This window comes from Sphingobacterium puteale, from assembly GCF_003627955.1.
GTDB classification, from domain to species: Bacteria; Bacteroidota; Bacteroidia; order Sphingobacteriales; family Sphingobacteriaceae; genus Sphingobacterium; species Sphingobacterium puteale.
Window position 1 is genome coordinate 227,764 of record NZ_RBWS01000006.1, and the last position, 16,956, is coordinate 244,719.

Below are 16,956 nucleotides of genomic sequence, written 5' to 3' on the forward strand. Positions count from 1 at the left end.
AAATTATGGTTTTTTACTGTCAAGAAAGCTGTTGAACTACGGATGTCTTTATCCGAAATAATAAAAAGAGGAATGTATTAACAGAATTTTGGCGGTTGCCATATGGAAGTTAGGAAGGTATCGGCTATAAAATGATCGTTCCGGATGGGAGTAGTATTATCTTTCGTTAGTATGGAGCTGTTATGAATATCCACTTCTATAGTCGGTGGGCAGATAAAAACAGCATAATATGAAGTCGCATGCATCATAAATGGAAGTTTTTGATCTTCCTCATAGTCGTCATCATGCGGATGGTTTTCCAGATGATCTCCATTGTAATGAATCTTTAGAAAATCGAGGACAGATAGTTCCGGATTTTTTTCCTTATGCTCGAAATAATGCTCTATCAACAACGGAAACCGCAACAACTGCGCAATTTCGGTTGCAGAGACAATATAGATCGTCAAAAAGCAAATAGCAAGCAATTTCTTCATCCTATACAAAATTATTAAAAAATATTGTTGAATCTGTTCTACTATCAAATATTTTCATTGTTCTTACTTTTTTCAGAAGTTTTCTTGTCCAAAGAGATATTTCGATTTATGGAACATTAACTTCAATGGCATTAATCATATTCTTGCGCTTCTCGATATACGAAAACAAACATTCAATTTAGTATATCTATGAGGCTGCTTCTTTTAGAAAATAAAACACCATATTCGATAAAATAGAACGCTGGCTAAAAAATAACCCTACCTCAACGTCTAACTTTACTTGGTGCCATACCGAACTTTTTCTTGAATGCCTTACTAAAGTGCTGTAAGGAACAGTATCCCAACTCAAACGCTATTTCAGTGGCCTGTTTTTTGCCCTCCAATAGATCATTTTTTGCGAGATCTAAACGTAGGTCAGATAAATAAGAAAACGCTGTTTGATTAAATATTTCCTTAAAGCCTCGTTTTAGTTTATATTCGTTAACACCGGCTATTCTCGCTAATTCTATCAAGGTTGGGGGCGACTGAATATTCTTAACCAAATAATCACGGGCATATACAATTCGTTCTTTATCATAATCATGTTTTATGTATGTTGATGATGAATCTTGAAGGATATTTAAAGACTCTGCTTGCAAAACAAGCAACTCAATGGTTTTTGAGAGAAGAAACAATCTCTTTAGCCCACCGGAATAATCACAATTCAGAATCGAATGGATACAGGTTTGTATCGGCAGATCAATATTTAGACTAGCATCTGAAAAAGCGACCGGAATTCCTGAAACTATTTTATCCGCAAACTGCTTTAGGGATTCGTTTCCATCTTTTGATATTGTTAAAAAAGAATCTTTTTGAAATTGCACCATAAATGATTTCATCTGCAAACCATCAAACTTCATTTTACCTGTAGCTTTGGTGCCATAGAATAAATTGTGCTGATTACCATTTAAATCAAAAGAATTGCTCATTCCGTTCTGTACTATTGAAGTTCTTCCTTGCAAATTAAAGTGCATGGTTACCAGTTCTGAATCTCCTTTCCAATCCAATTCGGTCGGTTGATCAATATTAGTTTCGGAATATAAGATCTTGATGCCATCAAAAAGCCATTGTCTGGCAGTTAATTGTCCAAAGGGAATATTCGTTTTAAAGGCATTTTCTTTAAAACCATGATCGCCAAAATCATTTTCGTCAAAGGCTATTTTAAAAGCCTTTTTATCATTTTTCAGTTCAAATCCCATTATGCCCTAATTTACCAGTTTAACTCCTTTTTTTGCAAGCGCTTTTTTCGATGGCGCGGTACTTTTGCCAAGTGAGTGAATGTAAGAAATAAATTTAAAAAGTTTAGAAAAATGGGAAATACATACCAATACCCGAAAGCTACCCGATGGCTATTTTATTCAATCTGTGCTTACTTTATTATGAATGGAGCGCAGTTATGGGAAACCGCTATAATGGTTCCTGCATGGACAGCAGCTCCGCCTTCTTCATTCATATTTTTTCAAAAACCTTACGGGCTGGATTTTAAAATGTTTTGGATAATAGTCCATGGAATTCATGAATCGGTATTTATCACAGCGTTGATTTTTAATTGGGGGATAAAGAGTCGTAGAAAGTTAATGGTACCGCTTTTTGTTGCGCATATAGCAGTTCGGATATGGACATTAACGTATTTTGCGCCTCTTATCACCGAATTCCAGCAACTTTCATATAGCGATACCCTGGATATAAACTTACAGGAAAAAGCGGCTCAATGGCGTAATTTAAATTACGTGCGCGTCGCCATTTTTTTTGCATTGAACTTATTGCTCATATCCGGATTAAAAATAAAAGAGGAAAACAATGGATAAAAAAGTACTCATTATCGGTGCCGGCGTAGCCGGCCCCATACTAGCTTTACAACTGAAAAAAATAGGTTTTAATGTTGAAATATTTGAAGCGAGATCAGAAGACAATACAAAAGAGGGAGCCTTTTTGGGCCTTACACCCAATGGCTTGAATGTATTGAAAGAATTTATTGACTTAAAACTGCTCAAGGAAGATTATACTCCCGGCACAATGAGGTTTTTTAATTCTAAAGGAAAGCAAATAGCAAAACTCGATACGGCCTATCAGAAACAACAATATGGTGTAGAAACAATTCAGATCAAAAGAGCAAACCTCAATAAATACGTCCGGTTAGCTGCTAAAGAAGCCGGTATAAAAATATGGTACAACAAAAAATTTGTCAGATATCAGGAGACTAATGAACAGTTAACAGCATATTTTGATGATGGAACAATGGTTGCTGGATACATTATGTTGGCTTGTGATGGAATGTTTTCCGAAGTTAGAAATCAATTATTCCCGAATGCTTCTGCCATTAGGTATACGAAAGTCATTTCCACTGGGGGGTATGCAAATATCCCTGAACTTTCCGAACCGTTGGATTCCATACGCATGAACTTTGGCGAAAGGGGATTTTTTGCTTATTCAGTTTCCGACAAAGGTGAAGTTTGGTGGTTTAATAATTATTTTAGAGAACAGGAACCGAAACCAAAAGAATTAGGAAAAACATTAAATACCGAAATTCAGGGCTGTTTAGCAAACATTCATCAGAATGACGATCCTTTATTCTCCAAAATAATCAAAAATAGCCATCAAATTATTGCATATCCTATTTATGATGTACCTAAGCTTTTACATTGGTATAAAGGTAGGGTTTGTCTTATTGGAGATGCGGCACACGGTATCTCTCCACATATTGGGCAGGGAGCCTCCTTGGCATTGGAAGACACGATTGTAATTGCTGAACTATTAAAATTACACAAAGACTTTGCACCTGCCTTTCGGCTTTTTCAGACCGAACGTCAGTCCAGGGTAGAGCGGATAATAAGTAGTGCAAGGAAAGTAGGGAATACCAAAACAAAAATCAATCCAATAGCAGCCTGGTTTCGTGATACTTTAATCGGCTTTTTTATTAAAAAACAAATCAAACAGCTTGACTGGATATATAGTTGGATCTATTCACAGAAGAATGGGAGCTAAGGCAGTTCCCAAAACTTAAACAAATATTTAGGACGGAAGCCATTTCTTGCGAATTTTTCAGGAGATCCCGAAAGTGAGTAGGATGATTAGGACCGTTGTATTCCGAGATTAGATATGATATACTTAGTTGACAAAAACTAAGTATATCATAAAGATCGCATAGTTATCTACGAATCGTAACACCTCCGTCTACGGCTAGGTATGAACCCGAAATATAAGAGGCTTCGTCTGAAGACAAAAAAACAATTGCGTTAGCAATTTCCTCAGCTTGTCCGATTCGTTTCAATGGAACTGCTGCCGCTATAGCATTTTTTATATCTTCAGGCGTTTGATGATTCATAGGTGTATCCGTCAATCCGGGAGCAACCACATTCACCCTTATTTTTCTGTCGGCCAGTTCAGTGGCTGCAGTACGAGCAATCGCATCGACCGCACTTTTTGTTGCAGCGTAAGCCCCCATTTGTGCATATCCGCTGACAGACACGCCTGATGAGAGCAGAACGACCGAAGCTCCTTCTGCTAAATGAGGAATTAATTTTTGCAGAGTAAAGAATAGTCCTTTGACATTGATGTTGTATAGGTCATCAAAAACTTCTTCGGTTGTATCTTCAATTGAATATTGCTTTGCTATTCCCGCATTCAAAACAAGCACATCCACTTTTTTTCCGCTATCTGCAACTGTTTCCGCCAATTTCGCAATATCTGCCAGTTTGGACGTATCCGAAGCCAAATTTTTCAATTTTGGGCTATTGATACTTGCTGATGCTGTTTGCAGGCTATCCATATTTCGGCCTGTTATCAATACATTTGCTCCTTTTTCAATAAATGTTTTAGCGGTGGCTAATCCAATTCCTGCGCTTCCGCCTGTAATTACAACGTTTTTATTTGTGAAATTCATTTTTTAAATTTTTGATAGTTAAAATTCAATTCTTGTCAAGACTTTTTAAACTGTTTATTTTTGAAATCGATTTCTTTTACTATGCAAAGTTAATTTGATTAAATTTATTTTGGTAACTTTGTAACTAAAAGTAACGGTAACTTTTGGGTAACGAGGTAACTTATGATGGAAATTGAATGCTCTAATAACGACATGAACAGAAAACATATTATGGCTGTTCACGATGCCATGGATGTGTTGAATGGTAAATGGAAAATCTCAATAATATCGTCAGTTTGTTATTACAACAAACGACGTTTTTCTGATATTTTAAACGATGTGAAAGGTATCTCCAATAAGATGCTCAGTAAAGAGCTCAAAGAACTGGAAATGAACCAGCTCATTAAACGCATAGTTCTTGATACGCAGCCGATAACAGTTCAATATCAATTAACAGAATACGGTTTGACGTTAAAAAAAATCATCAATACTTTGGCTGAATGGGGAATTGAACATCGAAGAGTGATTGTCGGGAAGTAATATCAATTTTTCCGGCTTCTTCGAAGTGAGATTGAACAGGACTTCAGGTTATTTCCTCTATCATCTGTTGTGTTATAACCTGAAGGTTTCAAGCCAAGTTTAAACTTAGTGGATCATTTTGTTATTTTGGGTGCTGTAGACGGGCCTGAAGCGCTGGAGATACAGCATGGTTAATGCAATATTTGTAATTGACGATTTGGAAGCTTTTTGGAAAATACTTGAAAAAGAGTCAAAAAGAATAATTATTCCAGTTAACAGAGTCAGTACAGGAGTTCAATTTATAGTAGAACAAAAAGACGGAAAAGTAATTGAATATCTTCAACTTAATGATAATTAATTCGGAGGTATTGCTCCGGGCTATACTATCTGTGATTTTAATGATAATAAAAAAAACAGCTTTCGAGGTTGAAAATTTTACAACTTCGAAAGCTTAATAATAAGCCTCCTTATAATCACTCTTTAAATCTATGTAAGCAAAAATTATGGAAGGAGAAGACTTTTAACAAGTATTAATCTCAATTATTTTTTGTCTTAAATCGATAAAGAATTATTTTAATTTACAATTCAATATAAAGTTTTCCTGATCTTTTGTAAGTACAATCGGTTCAGTCATTATTTTTTGAACGGCTTTATCATCAGCAGCACGGAATCCGTTAACAAACTTCTCCAGATCTGCTTCGCTCTTAGGAAGGAAAGATGCCGCATTATTCTTTGCATTGGTCTGAAATTTTTCTACAATAGGCTGCATCAATGTGTTATAGCTATCACAGGCGGTTAAGATATCATCCGGATATTCCGCAATATAGTGTGCCAGTGCCTTTGCCCCATAAATAGACAGAGAGGCTCCCATTCCTGATAAAGCCGTAGGGCAATAACCTGCGTCTCCCAACAAAACCAAACGGCCATTACGCAGGTTTGGAGCATTTACCATGCCCATTTTATCCATAAAAAACAAGCCATCGTCCAAAAAATTTTCTAATAATTGCTTTACTTCCGGATTATAATCAGCAAACGTACCCTTAAGAATAGATGAGGCATTATTTTTAATATAGCCAATGTCTTCGGAGCTACGGATGTAACACTGAATGGCTATTTCTTCCTCTGCTATGGGGTATATGGACAGCATTTTGTTGACATCTATATAGACCTTAAATACACCAACTTGCTTTCCATGGTTTTGTTTTAATTTTCCTCCTACATAAAGCGTATTGAAATCTTCTAATTGGTAATTGGTAAAATACCGTTCTCTTGTTGGGGAACGCAATCCTTCGGAAACAATGACTAAATCAACATCTATCGAACTTCCGTTTGAAAGTGTAACTTTTGTCTTATCTGATTTATCTTCCAGTTGTGAAATCGTTGTGTCAAAAAATATATTTACATCGTTTTTGATTGCCTCATACAAAACGTAATGTAATCCACCACGAGTTATAAGAACGGAACGTTCAATATTCTCATGCATTTTATCATATTCAATGCTTTGAATGATTTGCTCATTAGTTTCTACAAAATGAACCGTTTCAGAGGGTGATGATTCTGCTTGTAGATTTTGAGTTAGCCCCAATTCGTCCATGATTTTTACACCGAAACTCTTGAGGGAAATAAGAAATCCTGCTTTACTGAATGAAGGCGATCTATCAATTACAGTAATGTTATGACCTTGTTTTGCCAAAAAGTTAGCAGCTGTTAAACCTGCAATCCCTGCTCCGGATATTAAAATGTGTTTTTTCATTTCTTCTATTTTTAAATTGATATTGCAAATTTATTTATACTTTTAATGCTAAAATATCGCATTAAAAAATAAAAATAGTCCGATAAAATGAGTGATAATAAAAAGAAACAAGAGATGTACTATTGGGTGGAGCGATTAGGCGTTTCGCTCACACCATCCAGATCTGAATTAGATATCCTTCATCTCAATGAGCTGAAAATCTTAGATTTATTGCCCGATATGTTAGTTATGGTTCGCTCTGTAGTGGCGAAGAAAACATTCTGTATTCGGAGAAAACCTATAACGGCTTTTAAAAACGGAATATCTATTTCATTTCAAAATATTATTCATTCTCGATCAGACACATCTGTCAAAGACATAGAATTACAACAAACACAACCACACGTACGCATTATCCCGCTGCATGTTGAAAGTGACGTTTGCTTTCCAAAAGATATAAATATTCAGCAGGTAACCATAATTATAAGTCTTGATTATTTGAAAAGCTTTATCGGAAAAGACCATAAAAAATTCGATTATCTTTTTAATAATGAAAAAACACTTTGGATTGAGGAGTTCATGTCTCCGGAAATAGCAGAAGTGGCCAATGAGATTTCGATTACAAAAATGCCGGATACACTATCAGATGCTTTCTACAGGCTAAAGTCGCTTGAACTACTATTTTATTTGTTTAAAAACCTATCAAGAAGAGCAAATGTTGCACATCAACATCTGTCAAAATATGAACTGGAATCGGTTTATCGTGTCCGGGACAAAATCGCAGCTTCAATAGACAAACCGTTTCTTCAGGACGAGTTAGTGCATTTAAGCGGTATGAATGTCATTAAACTTCGGAAACTTTTCACGCAAGTATTTGGTAAAGGTATATTTGATTATTATCAGCATCTGCGTATGCAAGAGGCAGCAAGACTTTTACGAGAAGAACATCTCTCGGTTTCTGAAGTCGGTTACCAGTTGGGTTTTAGTAATTTAAGTTATTTCGGTAGATTATTTGCGGGACATTTTGGATCCACACCGAAGAAATGGACTCAGAATAATATGAATAAACATTAGTCCCCTTCCATTCCCTTAAATTCAGTAGGTATCAATTGGTGAGTTGATATCCTGGGGAATTAAACTATCCAAACTCGTCTGATAAAATAATTGGGGAGTGAATTTTTTGTATCCTTGCATACTTAAAAACACCCAATATAGACCTATTTATCAAGTAAATTAAAACATATTGGAGTTGTGCAACAAACATATCGGTTTTGCGTAATGGAGTCTGAACGGCTAAAATTGAGCATTTTGCTCCTAATAAACTTGCCGTATGCAGACAGTGAGTTAGTCCATAATACCCCGCACTACGCTTATTCTTGACCGTTGTGGTTACCGGACAAAATACACAACAACACATACACAACAAACTGATTGAAAAAGCCAAAGAACAACTTTCTACAACAGACCTTTTAATCAGCGAGATTGCTTACGGATTGGGATTTGAACATTCACAGGCTTTCAGCAGACTTTTCAGAAGCAAAACCAATCAATCGGCTTAAGAGTTTAGGCGATCATTTAACTGACAAGCGACAAACAAAGACCGACAAAAGCCCGTGCTGGTAACACCGTGCAGACATTAACCGATAGACAAAAACGGAATACCAAGCCCACCCACCATCCCAAACCATTTGACTGTTTTCGTTGACAAATCACTTTTGACTAACACAAAAGTCGTTTTGGCTAAATCTGTTTTTTTAAGTAGTTGCAACTTTGCTTAAACTAAAAGACAGAAATTATGGCAACAAAAAATTGGAACACATCTAATATTCCACAAAGAAAATAAGGATTAGCCGTAGTGACAGGTAGCACAGAAGGAGTCGGATTTGAAGACGCAAAAGCCTTAACATCTGCTGGTTGGACTGTAGTAATGTTAGGACGCAACCCACAAAAAGGGGCAGAGTCAATCGAAAAAATTAAACAGACCAATCTAAATGCAAAAATAAGTTTTGAAAAACTTGACCTTGCAGACTTGTCATCTATAGAAGCATTTGCTAATAAAATGATAGAAAGTGGACAAGCCATAGATCTTCTCATCAACAATGCTGGCGTAATGACACCGCCAAAACGTCTCGAAACCAAAGACGGATTTGAGCTTCAGTTTGGCACTAATTATTTAGGTCATTTCGCTTTAACAGCCCAATTGCTTCCTTTACTTCTTAAAGCCGAAGATGCCCGAGTAATTACCTTATCAAGCGTTGCAGCTAGAGACGGGAAAATTAATTTTGACGACCTTCAATCAAAATCTTTCTACAAACCAATGGTAGCTTATGGGCAATCAAAACTAGCAGACCTTATGTTTGCCTTCGAGCTGCAACGCCAAAGTGTTAAGAATAATTGGGGCGTTACCAGTATTGCCGCCCATCCGGGTATTTCTCGGACCAACCTACTCATTACAGGTGCAGGGCGATGGACTGCCGCAGGAATGGCGAGAACTTGTCTTCCATTTTTGTTCCAGCCATCTGCACAAGGAGCCTTGCCAACATTATTTGCAGCTACCGCTCCAGAAGCTAAAGGCGGATTGTATTACGGACCAAACAAAATGAGCGAAACCCGTGGATTTCCATCTATTGCAAGAATACCAGCACAAGCACAGAATTTGGATGTTTCTTTAAAATTATGGGAAGTATCGCAAAAGTTAGCAAAGATTGAGTTCCCAAATTCCTTTTGAAATTTGGACACAGAGCTTTTAAAAAATTTAAAGAGTTAAACAAGAACAATCAAAAATAAGAAAAATGAGAAAATTGCTTTTTATAGTCACAATACTACTTGTATCGGTTGCGACCTTTGCACAGGCATTGCCTGCCGATAAAATAATCGGGGTTTGGGAAAGTGTGGATTCTGACCCAAAGTTAAAATTTGAGTTTTATAAATCAGACGATAAATACTTTGGTAAGTTATTATACGCCTCAAATATGTTTGAAGGAGACGGAAAAACACCAAAAAAAGATTTCAAAAATCCCGACAAAAACCTGCGTAGCAGGTCAAGATACGGCATAACCAACATTACCAACCTTTCTTATGAAAATGGCGAATACACCGGCGGTAATCTATACAACCCTTCGGAAGGCAGAAATTACAGCGTAAAAGCAATATTAAAAAATGAAAAAGAAATGGATTTTCGTGGCTATGTTGGTTTTTCTCTATTTGGAAAAACAATGAAACTTAAACGAGTTCAATAAAACAAAAATGAAAGGCGAAAACAACAAAGACGAATTGTCAAGACTTTGGTCTATGCTTTCGCAAATGTTACCACCAATCGGATTTTTCCTGTATGTAAAACACAGAAAACCATTTCCAAACAAAGCAAAAAAAACGTTCAGAAATGCTTTAATTGGTCTTCCGATTGCAATAGTATCGGGTTACGTTTTTAATAAAACTACATCTTAAATGATAAAGAACATAATTTCATTAGTGTTGCTGATTGTTTCGGTAGTATTAAGTTTCAAACACGGCTGGGATACATTTAACTACAAGAAAAATCACGAAACACTAAAAATGTTGAGTGAGTTAGGTATAAGTGAATTGTTTATACCGTTCTTTGGCGTTTTAACCATTGCGATTGGCGTTTTATTGCTGACACCCAAAACATTTTTCTTAGGGAATGTCTTGAATGCAATGTCAATTCTTCTCATTATGGCGTTATCACTAAAAGTGGGAAATTTTAAAATAGCTTTGATAGAAATTCCGTTCTTGATAATTCCTTTGGTAATGATATGGCTGAAATATCCGTTTAAAAACTAACTTTGTATTATGGCAGATACGAAACCATATAGAATACAATCCATAACAGACATACACCGTTTAATGGGGCTTTCAAAGCCGCATCATCCGCTCATTGGTATAATTGATGTATCAGGGCTGAAAAATGGTTCAGGTATAAATGCGGTAATATTTGACCTTTATGTCGTATCGCTGAAAAGGGGATGCGATAAACTTCTTTACGGACAACAAAAATATGATTTTGATGAAGGTTTAATGGCGTTTATGTCACCAGGGCAGATACTACGCGGTGAAGAAGGCGGGATACCACCAAACCTAGAAGGATGGATGTTGTTTATACACCCCGATTTTTTATGGGGAACTTCGTTAGCCCAAAAAATAAAGAAATATGAATACTTTGACTATTCCGTAAACGAAGCATTATTTCTTTCTGACAAAGAAGAAAACCTCATCAACGACATTGTAGAAAACATCAAAAACGAATATCACGCAAACATTGACAAGTTTAGCCAAGACATTATAATTTCGCATCTTGAAACGTTGCTGAACTATGCGGAACGATTTTACGGGCGACAATTCATTACCCGAAAAATAACCAATCATCAAATTCTTGACCGATTGGAAAAACTACTTTCCGACTATTTTAACAACGATGATTTGGTAACAAAAGGTTTGCCGACAGTTCAATATATTTCAGACAACTTAAATGTTTCGCCAAGCTATTTGCGTAGTTTACTCAAAACGCTGACAGGACAAAGCACACAACAATACATTCACGACAAACTAATTGAAAAAGCGAAAGAAAAATTATCTACTACCGACCTTTCAGTTGGCGAAATTGCTTACGAATTAGGCTTTGAACATTTACAATCATTCAGCAAGTTGTTTAGAAGCAAGGTTAAGGAAAGTCCTTTAGAGTTTAGGGCGAGGTTTAATTAAGCTCTTTGTAGGACTGCCACTATGCAGTAGTTGAAATAGCAAAAGATGCATCGGATAAATTTCAGAATCGTATCGGTAAGGAATTTTATCTTATATGCAATTACCCGAGAAAAAGATTGGAATAAGAATTGCAAAATAGTTTGTTTTTTATAAGTTTGGAGGATGCAGAGTATTAATATAAATGACTTTTTAGATAAATCGGAAATTAGACACAAATCTAGTCCAGGCAATTTTAATATTCTACGGATCACAGAAAAGGATCCCTGTGCTTTACAACCTATACCTTATAACCGGAGGTCGTTCTATAAGATAAATTTACTGAAGGGCTCCTATAACATTCATTTTGCTGAAGAGACCTATGAAATCAAGAAAAACGCAATTTTCTTCGCTAATCCTTTGAACCCGTATAACTGGATACCAAATGATGGGGAACACAGCGGGGTTTATTGTATTTTTGATGCTGACTTCTTTCATAATTTTGGTTCTTTGGGATCATATTCCGTTTTTCAACAGGATGGATTAAAAGTGTTTGAATTGGAGGAGGAACAATTTTTTCGCTTAGATAACATTTTTAATGAAATGGAAGATACGTATGATAGCCATAATGAGCATAAGTATGATTTCATTAGGAGTAAAATATATGAACTTCTTCATTTTGCTTCGAAGTTGTCTCCTCAAAAATCGAACGTAGACAGGCATAATAAAACTTCGACACGTATTGTTAAAGCATTTCTGGATTTACTCGAACAGCAGTTTAATAAAGCAATAATACCGAGTGGGCACATTTTAAATAGAGCTTCTGATTTTGCAGAGGCATTGTCTGTACATCCAAACTATCTTAACCGTATTCTGAAGGTAAATATGGGAAGCTCAACAAAGCAACTTATCCAAGAACGGTTTTTACAGGAAGCCAGGCTGCTCTTAAAGTATACCGATCTTGATATTTCCGAAATTTGCCATATTTTGGGATTTCGTGAGCTTACCCACTTTTCCGGCTTTTTCAAAAAGTTCGAAGGTATATCTCCATCTTTATATAGAAAAGTTTGATTTTTATAACTATCGGTTTTTATTTCGTTAACTACTAATACACGGTTAGTTCGAAATTTGCCCTATAAATAAGAACTACTATGAAAAAAAAATGGTTTGTCACCGGCGCATCAAGCGGTATAGGACGTAATTTAACAGAACAACTTTTAGAGGCAGGGCATACAGTTTTTGCTACACTAAGAAAGCCGGAACTGTTAAAGGAATTAGTTGAAAAGTACCCCGGAAGACTTTATTTGGATTATTTGGAACTAACGGATTTGACAAGTATCGAAAAAGCGGTCAGTAATGCTTATGAAAAATTAGGCCAACTTGATATTGTGGTCAGCAATGCAGGAATAGGTGTTTTTGGAGCGGTAGAGGAATTGGATAGTTCGACAATCATAAAACAACTGAACATAAATTTACTGGGTTCCATCATGCTGATAAAAGCATTAATCCCTTTTTTAAGAAAGCAACCTGAAGGTGGGCATATTATTCAGGTATCATCGGAAGGCGGGCAAATTACCTATCCAGGATTCAGTCTTTATCACGCCTCTAAGTGGGGAATTGAAGGTTTTGTAGAAGCTACTGCCCAAGATGTCTTATCATTTAATATTAGGTTTACCATTGCAGAGCCAGGACCTACGAGTACTAATTTTGGAAACAGTCTAAGCATTGCAGAACCTATGGAAGCTTATCAAGGTACCTCAGTTAATGAAATACGAAAACTTATCGACACAGGCTTTGGTAAACTGGATGATGTTGCAGATGTTGCAAAGGCGATTATTGAATGCACTACATTACAAGATCCTCCCTTACGTTTGCCGATTGGTTCAGTAGCTACAAAAAATCTGATTACAGGTTTGCAAAGAAGACTTGATAGTATTAAAATGATATAAATAATACTATTTGTTTTGATATTTAATTGGGAACAACCTGATTTTAAAATTCGGCTGTTCCTTTAAAAATTACAACGGTAGTGTATGCCGATTTTGAAGATTTGAAATACCAGGAACTTTTAATTATCTTACTAAAAAACCAACCAGAACTCTCAGCCATTTTGTTTGATTATGCACCACAGGAGAAAATTAATCTGGAAGCATTTATGAATAAAAATTATGCTGTTAATGTAAGTGTCGAACAATTTTCCATTTTAACAGGTAGAAGTTTATCAGCCTTCAAAAGAGATTTTAAAACCATTTTCGGTGAAACACCAAGCCGATGGTTAACAAGAAAAAGACTTGAAGAAGTCCATTTATTAATCTTCCAGCAAAACAAAAAACCTAATCAAATCTATTTAGATTTGGGCTTTGGAAGTTTATCACATTTTTCTGTAGCATTTAAAAAGGAATTCGGAACCGCACCAACGAAATTGCAAGAAAAGTAGAATAACCATCCTACAATACCACAACTTTTTGCCAAATGACAAATGCCAACAAACGACAATTTCTAACTTTGCACAATGGAAAAATTTATTGATTACATATTGCAGTTTGGCAATTTGAACAAACAGCAAATTGACCTCATTAGAAGCAAAGGGGCAGAAATTGAAATCTGCAAAGACGAATATTACTGGGAAGCTGGGAAAACCGTAAAACAAATTGGATTTCTTACCGATGGTGTAATCCGTGTGTTTTATTACAACAACAAAGGCGAAGAAATTACCCGTTATTTTATTGACGAAAACCATTTGATTTTATCGGGAAATACGGTTGATGAAGTTTATACTCCGTCTGAATATTTGTCGGCAATTACCGATTGTACATTGGTGGTTTTTACAAAAAAGGATTGGAAAGAAATTTTAGATACCATCATTGGCTGGGATGCGATTGTTCAAAAAATAGTAACCAAACATCACAGCGAAAAAATTACAAGAAGAAGTGAATTAATTTCGCAAGACGGAACCGAACGCTACCTTGATTTTATCCAAAAATTTCCGACATTGGTTAATCGTGTTCCGCTGTCGTACATTGCTTCGTATTTAGGGATTACGCAATCGTCTTTGAGCAGGATAAGAAAAAATATCCGCTAAAATCGCTTTTTGCCAAATGGCAAATGTTTTCATTTTTTATTGAACAACCTTTGTGGTGTCAAGTTTTAAAATCAAGAAAAAATGAAATTAAGAAAATTAGGAAACAGCGGATTAGAGGTATCTGCATTGGGTTTTGGTGCAATGGGTTTGAGTTTTCCAAACGCACCGACAAAAGAAGAAAGTATAAAATTAATTCGCTCGGCAGCTGAACTAGGCATTACGTTTTTCGACACGGCACAAGGCTATGGCGAAAATGAATTGTTGGTTGGCGAAGCACTTGAACCATTTCGTAATAAAGTTGTAATTGCAACAAAATTCGGCTTCAAAGACGGAAATGTAAGACTTGGGTTAGACAGCCGTCCCGAAACAATAAAAACCGTTGCCGAGGCATCTTTGAAACGATTACGAACTGACGTAATTGATTTGTTCTATCAACATCGTTTTGACCCGAATGTGCCAATTGAAGATGTCGCAGGAACAGTAAAAGATTTAATTCAACAAGGTAAAGTAAAACACTTTGGTTTGTCAGAAGCACCTGCTGAAATCATTCGCAAGGCTCACACTGTTTTGCCTGTAACGGCTTTGCAAAGTGAGTATTCCATGTTTTACCGTGAACCCGAAACAGAGGTTATTGCTACATTGGAAGAATTAGGAATTGGCTTAGTTCCGTTCAGCCCATTAGGCAAAGGTTTTTTGACAGGGACAATCAACGCAAATGTTGAACTCGACAAAGACGATATAAGAAATTTTTCTCCACGTTTCAGTAAAGAAAACCGGGAAGCCAATCAGGCATTGGTTGATTTGGTTGCTTCCATAGCGACAGAAAAAAATGTCACACCTGCACAAATTGCGTTGGGTTGGTTGTTGGCTCAAAAACCTTTCATTGTTCCAATCCCAGGAACATCAAAATTGAATCGTTTACAAGAAAATATTGGTGCAACAAACGTTTTATTGACGAATGACGAATTGAGCAAAATAAATGCAGCATTGGCTACAATCAAAATCGTAGGCGAACGCTATCCTGTACAAGTACGGGACACCGCAGAAAGAAAATAGACAACAACGTAACGACCGACACAAAAAACAGCTGGCAATGGGTTTTATGCAATGCGGGGTTGAAGGAATAATAGAGCGTGTTTGACAAAACGTTATGTATGATGCTATTCTGGGCAATGCTTTAATCATATTTGTCTTTTTCATGTACTAAATTTCCCACTGTATCAATGACAAAAGCCATCTTCGGATCAGCGTGCAAGAAATCAATGTTGGATGATTGAATAAAATTGAGTTAATCCAAAATAGGAGGCTCAGCAAAAGCCTGCGATAACAGGCTTATTGATAATAATAGATATAAATGATAAAACATTTTTTGCACTTCTATTTTTTAATCTTATTTATAATACTTTCCGTCGCGGAAACCCGTAGTTCTGTCTCTTATTTCTATTGTCCATTCTGATGCATTGTATTTTTACTGCATCAATCAGATTATAGTAAAATGAACAAGAGTGAAACGATAACAAACGTGTCCGAACGATCAAAGGTAAGTCCGGATTAAAGATGATCTATCTGGACATCTCTTTATTCCTCCAATATCTTTTGTCAATTCTCCTGACATTTTCAACATTTTTAAATTTCTTTAAATAGGAAGCCAATAGGAGTAACTCATCATCGTTAGCATTTCCCGTGAACTCAGCTATTTGGATTGCGTTACCATAGTTCAGCATTGATTTTTCAGCGGTGTCATCTATTATAAGCGTTCTTTCCAATAAGAAGCCCTTTCGTTTTACTTTGGATAACCTTTTTACGTAATAGTATTCATCAGTCAAACTCATCCGTTTTTTTGTCGTGCGAGATCGTCCCCAGATAAATTCAAAATCGACAGCGGCTGGTTTTATTTTATCAACGAGTTCATGCACATAACTATCATCCGCAGAGCTCCAAATGGCTAGTTTAAAATCTCCAGCCATCTCTGATAAAAAATAGGCTAAATTTGGACGGACATATACATAATATTGCCCTACAACAAATTCTTCCTGCTGTATCAGCTTATCTTTTGTCGCGTACAACAATGTTTCGTCCAAATCCAATACTAAAAGAGTTTCCTTCATATTATGCACCATCAGAAATTGCATAGCCCGAGTTGCCCAATGTGCAATCCGATAGTTCAGCTTTGACGATATCTTTCGAAACGAACCACTTTAAAATATCATTTACAACAACTTCATCAACAGCGTACCTGGACACTTTAGGCACAAGCGAAATAGTATAGTCACTCATAGACTAAAAATAAAGAATTATTGGAACAATGCGCTAGTGGTTTCATACAAATTTTTCGCGAAGTAGTTGGGTCATGAAAAGATTTCTTGATTTTGAGCTTCTGCCTTATCAACTAGAGGTTTAGCAGGAGCTGAGCGCAGAAAAGCTCTTGAGACTGCTAATCCAATTAAATCAAAATGATCCAAATACAAAATCAACTTTGAATTTTATTGGGTATCTAATGTACTGTTACTACTAATAAAGTTTAAAGTGTTACACTTTTGTTCAATAATTGATC

At 36.1% G+C, this 16,956-nt stretch carries 19 protein-coding genes and 1 pseudogene; 14 read left to right on the forward strand and 6 right to left on the reverse strand.

What is annotated here, in order from left to right:
• Nucleotides 1-77: 77 nt before the first annotated feature.
• Together D7322_RS08220 and D7322_RS08225 are read right to left on the reverse strand one after the other, a co-directional pair.
• Nucleotides 78-473, reverse strand: coding sequence for a hypothetical protein (locus D7322_RS08220; RefSeq protein WP_121123091.1), 396 nt, complete (start codon nucleotides 471-473; stop codon nucleotides 78-80).
• A gap of 263 nt (nucleotides 474-736) precedes the next feature.
• On the reverse strand, nucleotides 737-1,711 hold the full coding sequence (locus D7322_RS08225) for a helix-turn-helix domain-containing protein (RefSeq protein ID WP_121123093.1): 975 nt from the start codon (nucleotides 1,709-1,711) through the stop codon (nucleotides 737-739).
• A gap of 111 nt (nucleotides 1,712-1,822) precedes the next feature.
• Between D7322_RS08225 and D7322_RS08230 the strand changes: the two genes are divergently transcribed.
• Together D7322_RS08230 and D7322_RS08235 are read left to right on the forward strand one after the other, a co-directional pair.
• Nucleotides 1,823-2,320 (forward strand): transposase, encoded by a 498-nt coding sequence (locus D7322_RS08230; RefSeq protein ID WP_121123095.1) that lies wholly within the window; start codon nucleotides 1,823-1,825, stop codon nucleotides 2,318-2,320.
• Nucleotides 2,313-3,497, forward strand: coding sequence for an FAD-dependent oxidoreductase (locus D7322_RS08235; protein ID WP_121123097.1), 1,185 nt, complete (start codon nucleotides 2,313-2,315; stop codon nucleotides 3,495-3,497). The genes D7322_RS08230 and D7322_RS08235 overlap by 8 nt, the downstream gene beginning before the upstream one ends.
• A 163-nt stretch (nucleotides 3,498-3,660) precedes the next feature.
• Here D7322_RS08235 and D7322_RS08240 read toward each other — a convergent pair whose 3' ends face one another.
• A complete protein-coding gene (locus D7322_RS08240; RefSeq protein ID WP_121123099.1) occupies nucleotides 3,661-4,395 on the reverse strand; it encodes an SDR family NAD(P)-dependent oxidoreductase in 735 nt (244 codons plus the stop codon).
• A gap of 192 nt (nucleotides 4,396-4,587) precedes the next feature.
• Here D7322_RS08240 and D7322_RS08245 point away from each other — a divergent pair, with 192 nt between their 5' ends.
• Entirely contained in the window at nucleotides 4,588-4,914 is a 327-nt protein-coding gene (locus D7322_RS08245; protein WP_245971290.1) for a winged helix-turn-helix transcriptional regulator, read from the forward strand.
• A gap of 547 nt (nucleotides 4,915-5,461) precedes the next feature.
• Here the strand turns inward: D7322_RS08245 and D7322_RS08250 are convergent.
• Nucleotides 5,462-6,646 carry an FAD-dependent monooxygenase gene (locus tag D7322_RS08250; protein ID WP_121123103.1) on the reverse strand — a complete coding sequence of 395 codons (1,185 nt, stop codon included), beginning with the start codon at nucleotides 6,644-6,646 and terminating at the stop codon, nucleotides 5,462-5,464.
• 87 nt (nucleotides 6,647-6,733) lie between these two features.
• Here D7322_RS08250 and D7322_RS08255 point away from each other — a divergent pair, with 87 nt between their 5' ends.
• The 11 genes and pseudogenes from D7322_RS08255 (at nucleotide 6,734) to D7322_RS08310 (ending at nucleotide 15,458) form a co-directional block, all read left to right on the forward strand.
• Nucleotides 6,734-7,699 carry a helix-turn-helix domain-containing protein gene (locus D7322_RS08255; protein WP_121123104.1) on the forward strand — a complete coding sequence of 322 codons (966 nt, stop codon included), beginning with the start codon at nucleotides 6,734-6,736 and terminating at the stop codon, nucleotides 7,697-7,699.
• Nucleotides 7,700-8,010: 311 nt separating this feature from the next.
• Nucleotides 8,011-8,184, forward strand: a pseudogene (locus D7322_RS08260) (helix-turn-helix domain-containing protein); the annotation flags it as partial.
• Nucleotides 8,185-8,480: 296 nt separating this feature from the next.
• On the forward strand, nucleotides 8,481-9,353 hold the full coding sequence (locus D7322_RS08265; RefSeq protein ID WP_220700040.1) for an SDR family oxidoreductase: 873 nt from the start codon (nucleotides 8,481-8,483) through the stop codon (nucleotides 9,351-9,353).
• A 64-nt stretch (nucleotides 9,354-9,417) separates the two neighbouring features.
• Complete coding sequence (locus tag D7322_RS08270) at nucleotides 9,418-9,864, forward strand: DUF2147 domain-containing protein (protein WP_121123106.1); 447 nt, start codon at nucleotides 9,418-9,420, stop codon at nucleotides 9,862-9,864.
• Between the two features lie 208 nt (nucleotides 9,865-10,072).
• Complete coding sequence (locus D7322_RS08280) at nucleotides 10,073-10,426, forward strand: hypothetical protein (protein WP_121123110.1); 354 nt, start codon at nucleotides 10,073-10,075, stop codon at nucleotides 10,424-10,426.
• A 9-nt stretch (nucleotides 10,427-10,435) separates the two neighbouring features.
• On the forward strand, nucleotides 10,436-11,344 hold the full coding sequence (locus D7322_RS08285; RefSeq protein ID WP_121123112.1) for a helix-turn-helix domain-containing protein: 909 nt from the start codon (nucleotides 10,436-10,438) through the stop codon (nucleotides 11,342-11,344).
• A gap of 162 nt (nucleotides 11,345-11,506) precedes the next feature.
• On the forward strand, nucleotides 11,507-12,391 hold the full coding sequence (locus D7322_RS08290) for a helix-turn-helix domain-containing protein (protein ID WP_121123114.1): 885 nt from the start codon (nucleotides 11,507-11,509) through the stop codon (nucleotides 12,389-12,391).
• A gap of 80 nt (nucleotides 12,392-12,471) precedes the next feature.
• Nucleotides 12,472-13,269: an SDR family oxidoreductase gene (locus D7322_RS08295; protein ID WP_121123116.1), complete on the forward strand. Its 798-nt coding sequence runs from the start codon at nucleotides 12,472-12,474 to the stop codon at nucleotides 13,267-13,269.
• An 80-nt stretch (nucleotides 13,270-13,349) separates the two neighbouring features.
• Nucleotides 13,350-13,757 carry a helix-turn-helix domain-containing protein gene (locus tag D7322_RS08300; protein ID WP_220700041.1) on the forward strand — a complete coding sequence of 136 codons (408 nt, stop codon included), beginning with the start codon at nucleotides 13,350-13,352 and terminating at the stop codon, nucleotides 13,755-13,757.
• A gap of 75 nt (nucleotides 13,758-13,832) precedes the next feature.
• Nucleotides 13,833-14,402, forward strand: a complete 570-nt coding sequence (locus D7322_RS08305) for a Crp/Fnr family transcriptional regulator (protein WP_121123120.1) — start codon at nucleotides 13,833-13,835, stop codon at nucleotides 14,400-14,402.
• A gap of 81 nt (nucleotides 14,403-14,483) precedes the next feature.
• A complete protein-coding gene (locus D7322_RS08310) occupies nucleotides 14,484-15,458 on the forward strand; it encodes an aldo/keto reductase (RefSeq protein WP_121123122.1) in 975 nt (324 codons plus the stop codon).
• A gap of 506 nt (nucleotides 15,459-15,964) precedes the next feature.
• Here the strand turns inward: D7322_RS08310 and D7322_RS08315 are convergent.
• Nucleotides 15,965-16,510 (reverse strand): HAD family hydrolase, encoded by a 546-nt coding sequence (locus tag D7322_RS08315; RefSeq protein WP_121123503.1) that lies wholly within the window; start codon nucleotides 16,508-16,510, stop codon nucleotides 15,965-15,967.
• A gap of 1 nt (nucleotide 16,511) precedes the next feature.
• Entirely contained in the window at nucleotides 16,512-16,679 is a 168-nt protein-coding gene (locus D7322_RS28415) for a hypothetical protein (protein ID WP_183078642.1), read from the reverse strand.
• Nucleotides 16,680-16,956: the final 277 nt, after the last annotated feature.

Excerpts from the sequence above, each read along its gene's own strand:
- D7322_RS08255 (WP_121123104.1), top strand. The coding sequence starts at position 6,734 with ATGAGTGATAATAAAAAGAAACAAGAGATGTACTATTGGGTGGAGCGA.
- D7322_RS08240 (WP_121123099.1), bottom strand. The coding sequence starts at position 4,395 with ATGAATTTCACAAATAAAAACGTTGTAATTACAGGCGGAAGCGCAGGA.
- D7322_RS08245 (WP_245971290.1), top strand. The coding sequence starts at position 4,588 with ATGAACAGAAAACATATTATGGCTGTTCACGATGCCATGGATGTGTTG.
- D7322_RS08220 (WP_121123091.1), bottom strand. The coding sequence starts at position 473 with ATGAAGAAATTGCTTGCTATTTGCTTTTTGACGATCTATATTGTCTCT.
- D7322_RS08235 (WP_121123097.1), top strand. The coding sequence starts at position 2,313 with ATGGATAAAAAAGTACTCATTATCGGTGCCGGCGTAGCCGGCCCCATA.
- D7322_RS08295 (WP_121123116.1), top strand. The coding sequence starts at position 12,472 with ATGAAAAAAAAATGGTTTGTCACCGGCGCATCAAGCGGTATAGGACGT.
- D7322_RS28415 (WP_183078642.1), bottom strand. The coding sequence starts at position 16,679 with ATGAGTGACTATACTATTTCGCTTGTGCCTAAAGTGTCCAGGTACGCT.
- D7322_RS08285 (WP_121123112.1), top strand. The coding sequence starts at position 10,436 with ATGGCAGATACGAAACCATATAGAATACAATCCATAACAGACATACAC.
- D7322_RS08315 (WP_121123503.1), bottom strand. The coding sequence starts at position 16,510 with ATGAAGGAAACTCTTTTAGTATTGGATTTGGACGAAACATTGTTGTAC.
- D7322_RS08280 (WP_121123110.1), top strand. The coding sequence starts at position 10,073 with ATGATAAAGAACATAATTTCATTAGTGTTGCTGATTGTTTCGGTAGTA.
- D7322_RS08305 (WP_121123120.1), top strand. The coding sequence starts at position 13,833 with ATGGAAAAATTTATTGATTACATATTGCAGTTTGGCAATTTGAACAAA.
- D7322_RS08290 (WP_121123114.1), top strand. The coding sequence starts at position 11,507 with ATGCAGAGTATTAATATAAATGACTTTTTAGATAAATCGGAAATTAGA.
- D7322_RS08230 (WP_121123095.1), top strand. The coding sequence starts at position 1,823 with ATGGGAAATACATACCAATACCCGAAAGCTACCCGATGGCTATTTTAT.
- D7322_RS08250 (WP_121123103.1), bottom strand. The coding sequence starts at position 6,646 with ATGAAAAAACACATTTTAATATCCGGAGCAGGGATTGCAGGTTTAACA.
- D7322_RS08310 (WP_121123122.1), top strand. The coding sequence starts at position 14,484 with ATGAAATTAAGAAAATTAGGAAACAGCGGATTAGAGGTATCTGCATTG.
- D7322_RS08270 (WP_121123106.1), top strand. The coding sequence starts at position 9,418 with ATGAGAAAATTGCTTTTTATAGTCACAATACTACTTGTATCGGTTGCG.
- D7322_RS08225 (WP_121123093.1), bottom strand. The coding sequence starts at position 1,711 with ATGGGATTTGAACTGAAAAATGATAAAAAGGCTTTTAAAATAGCCTTT.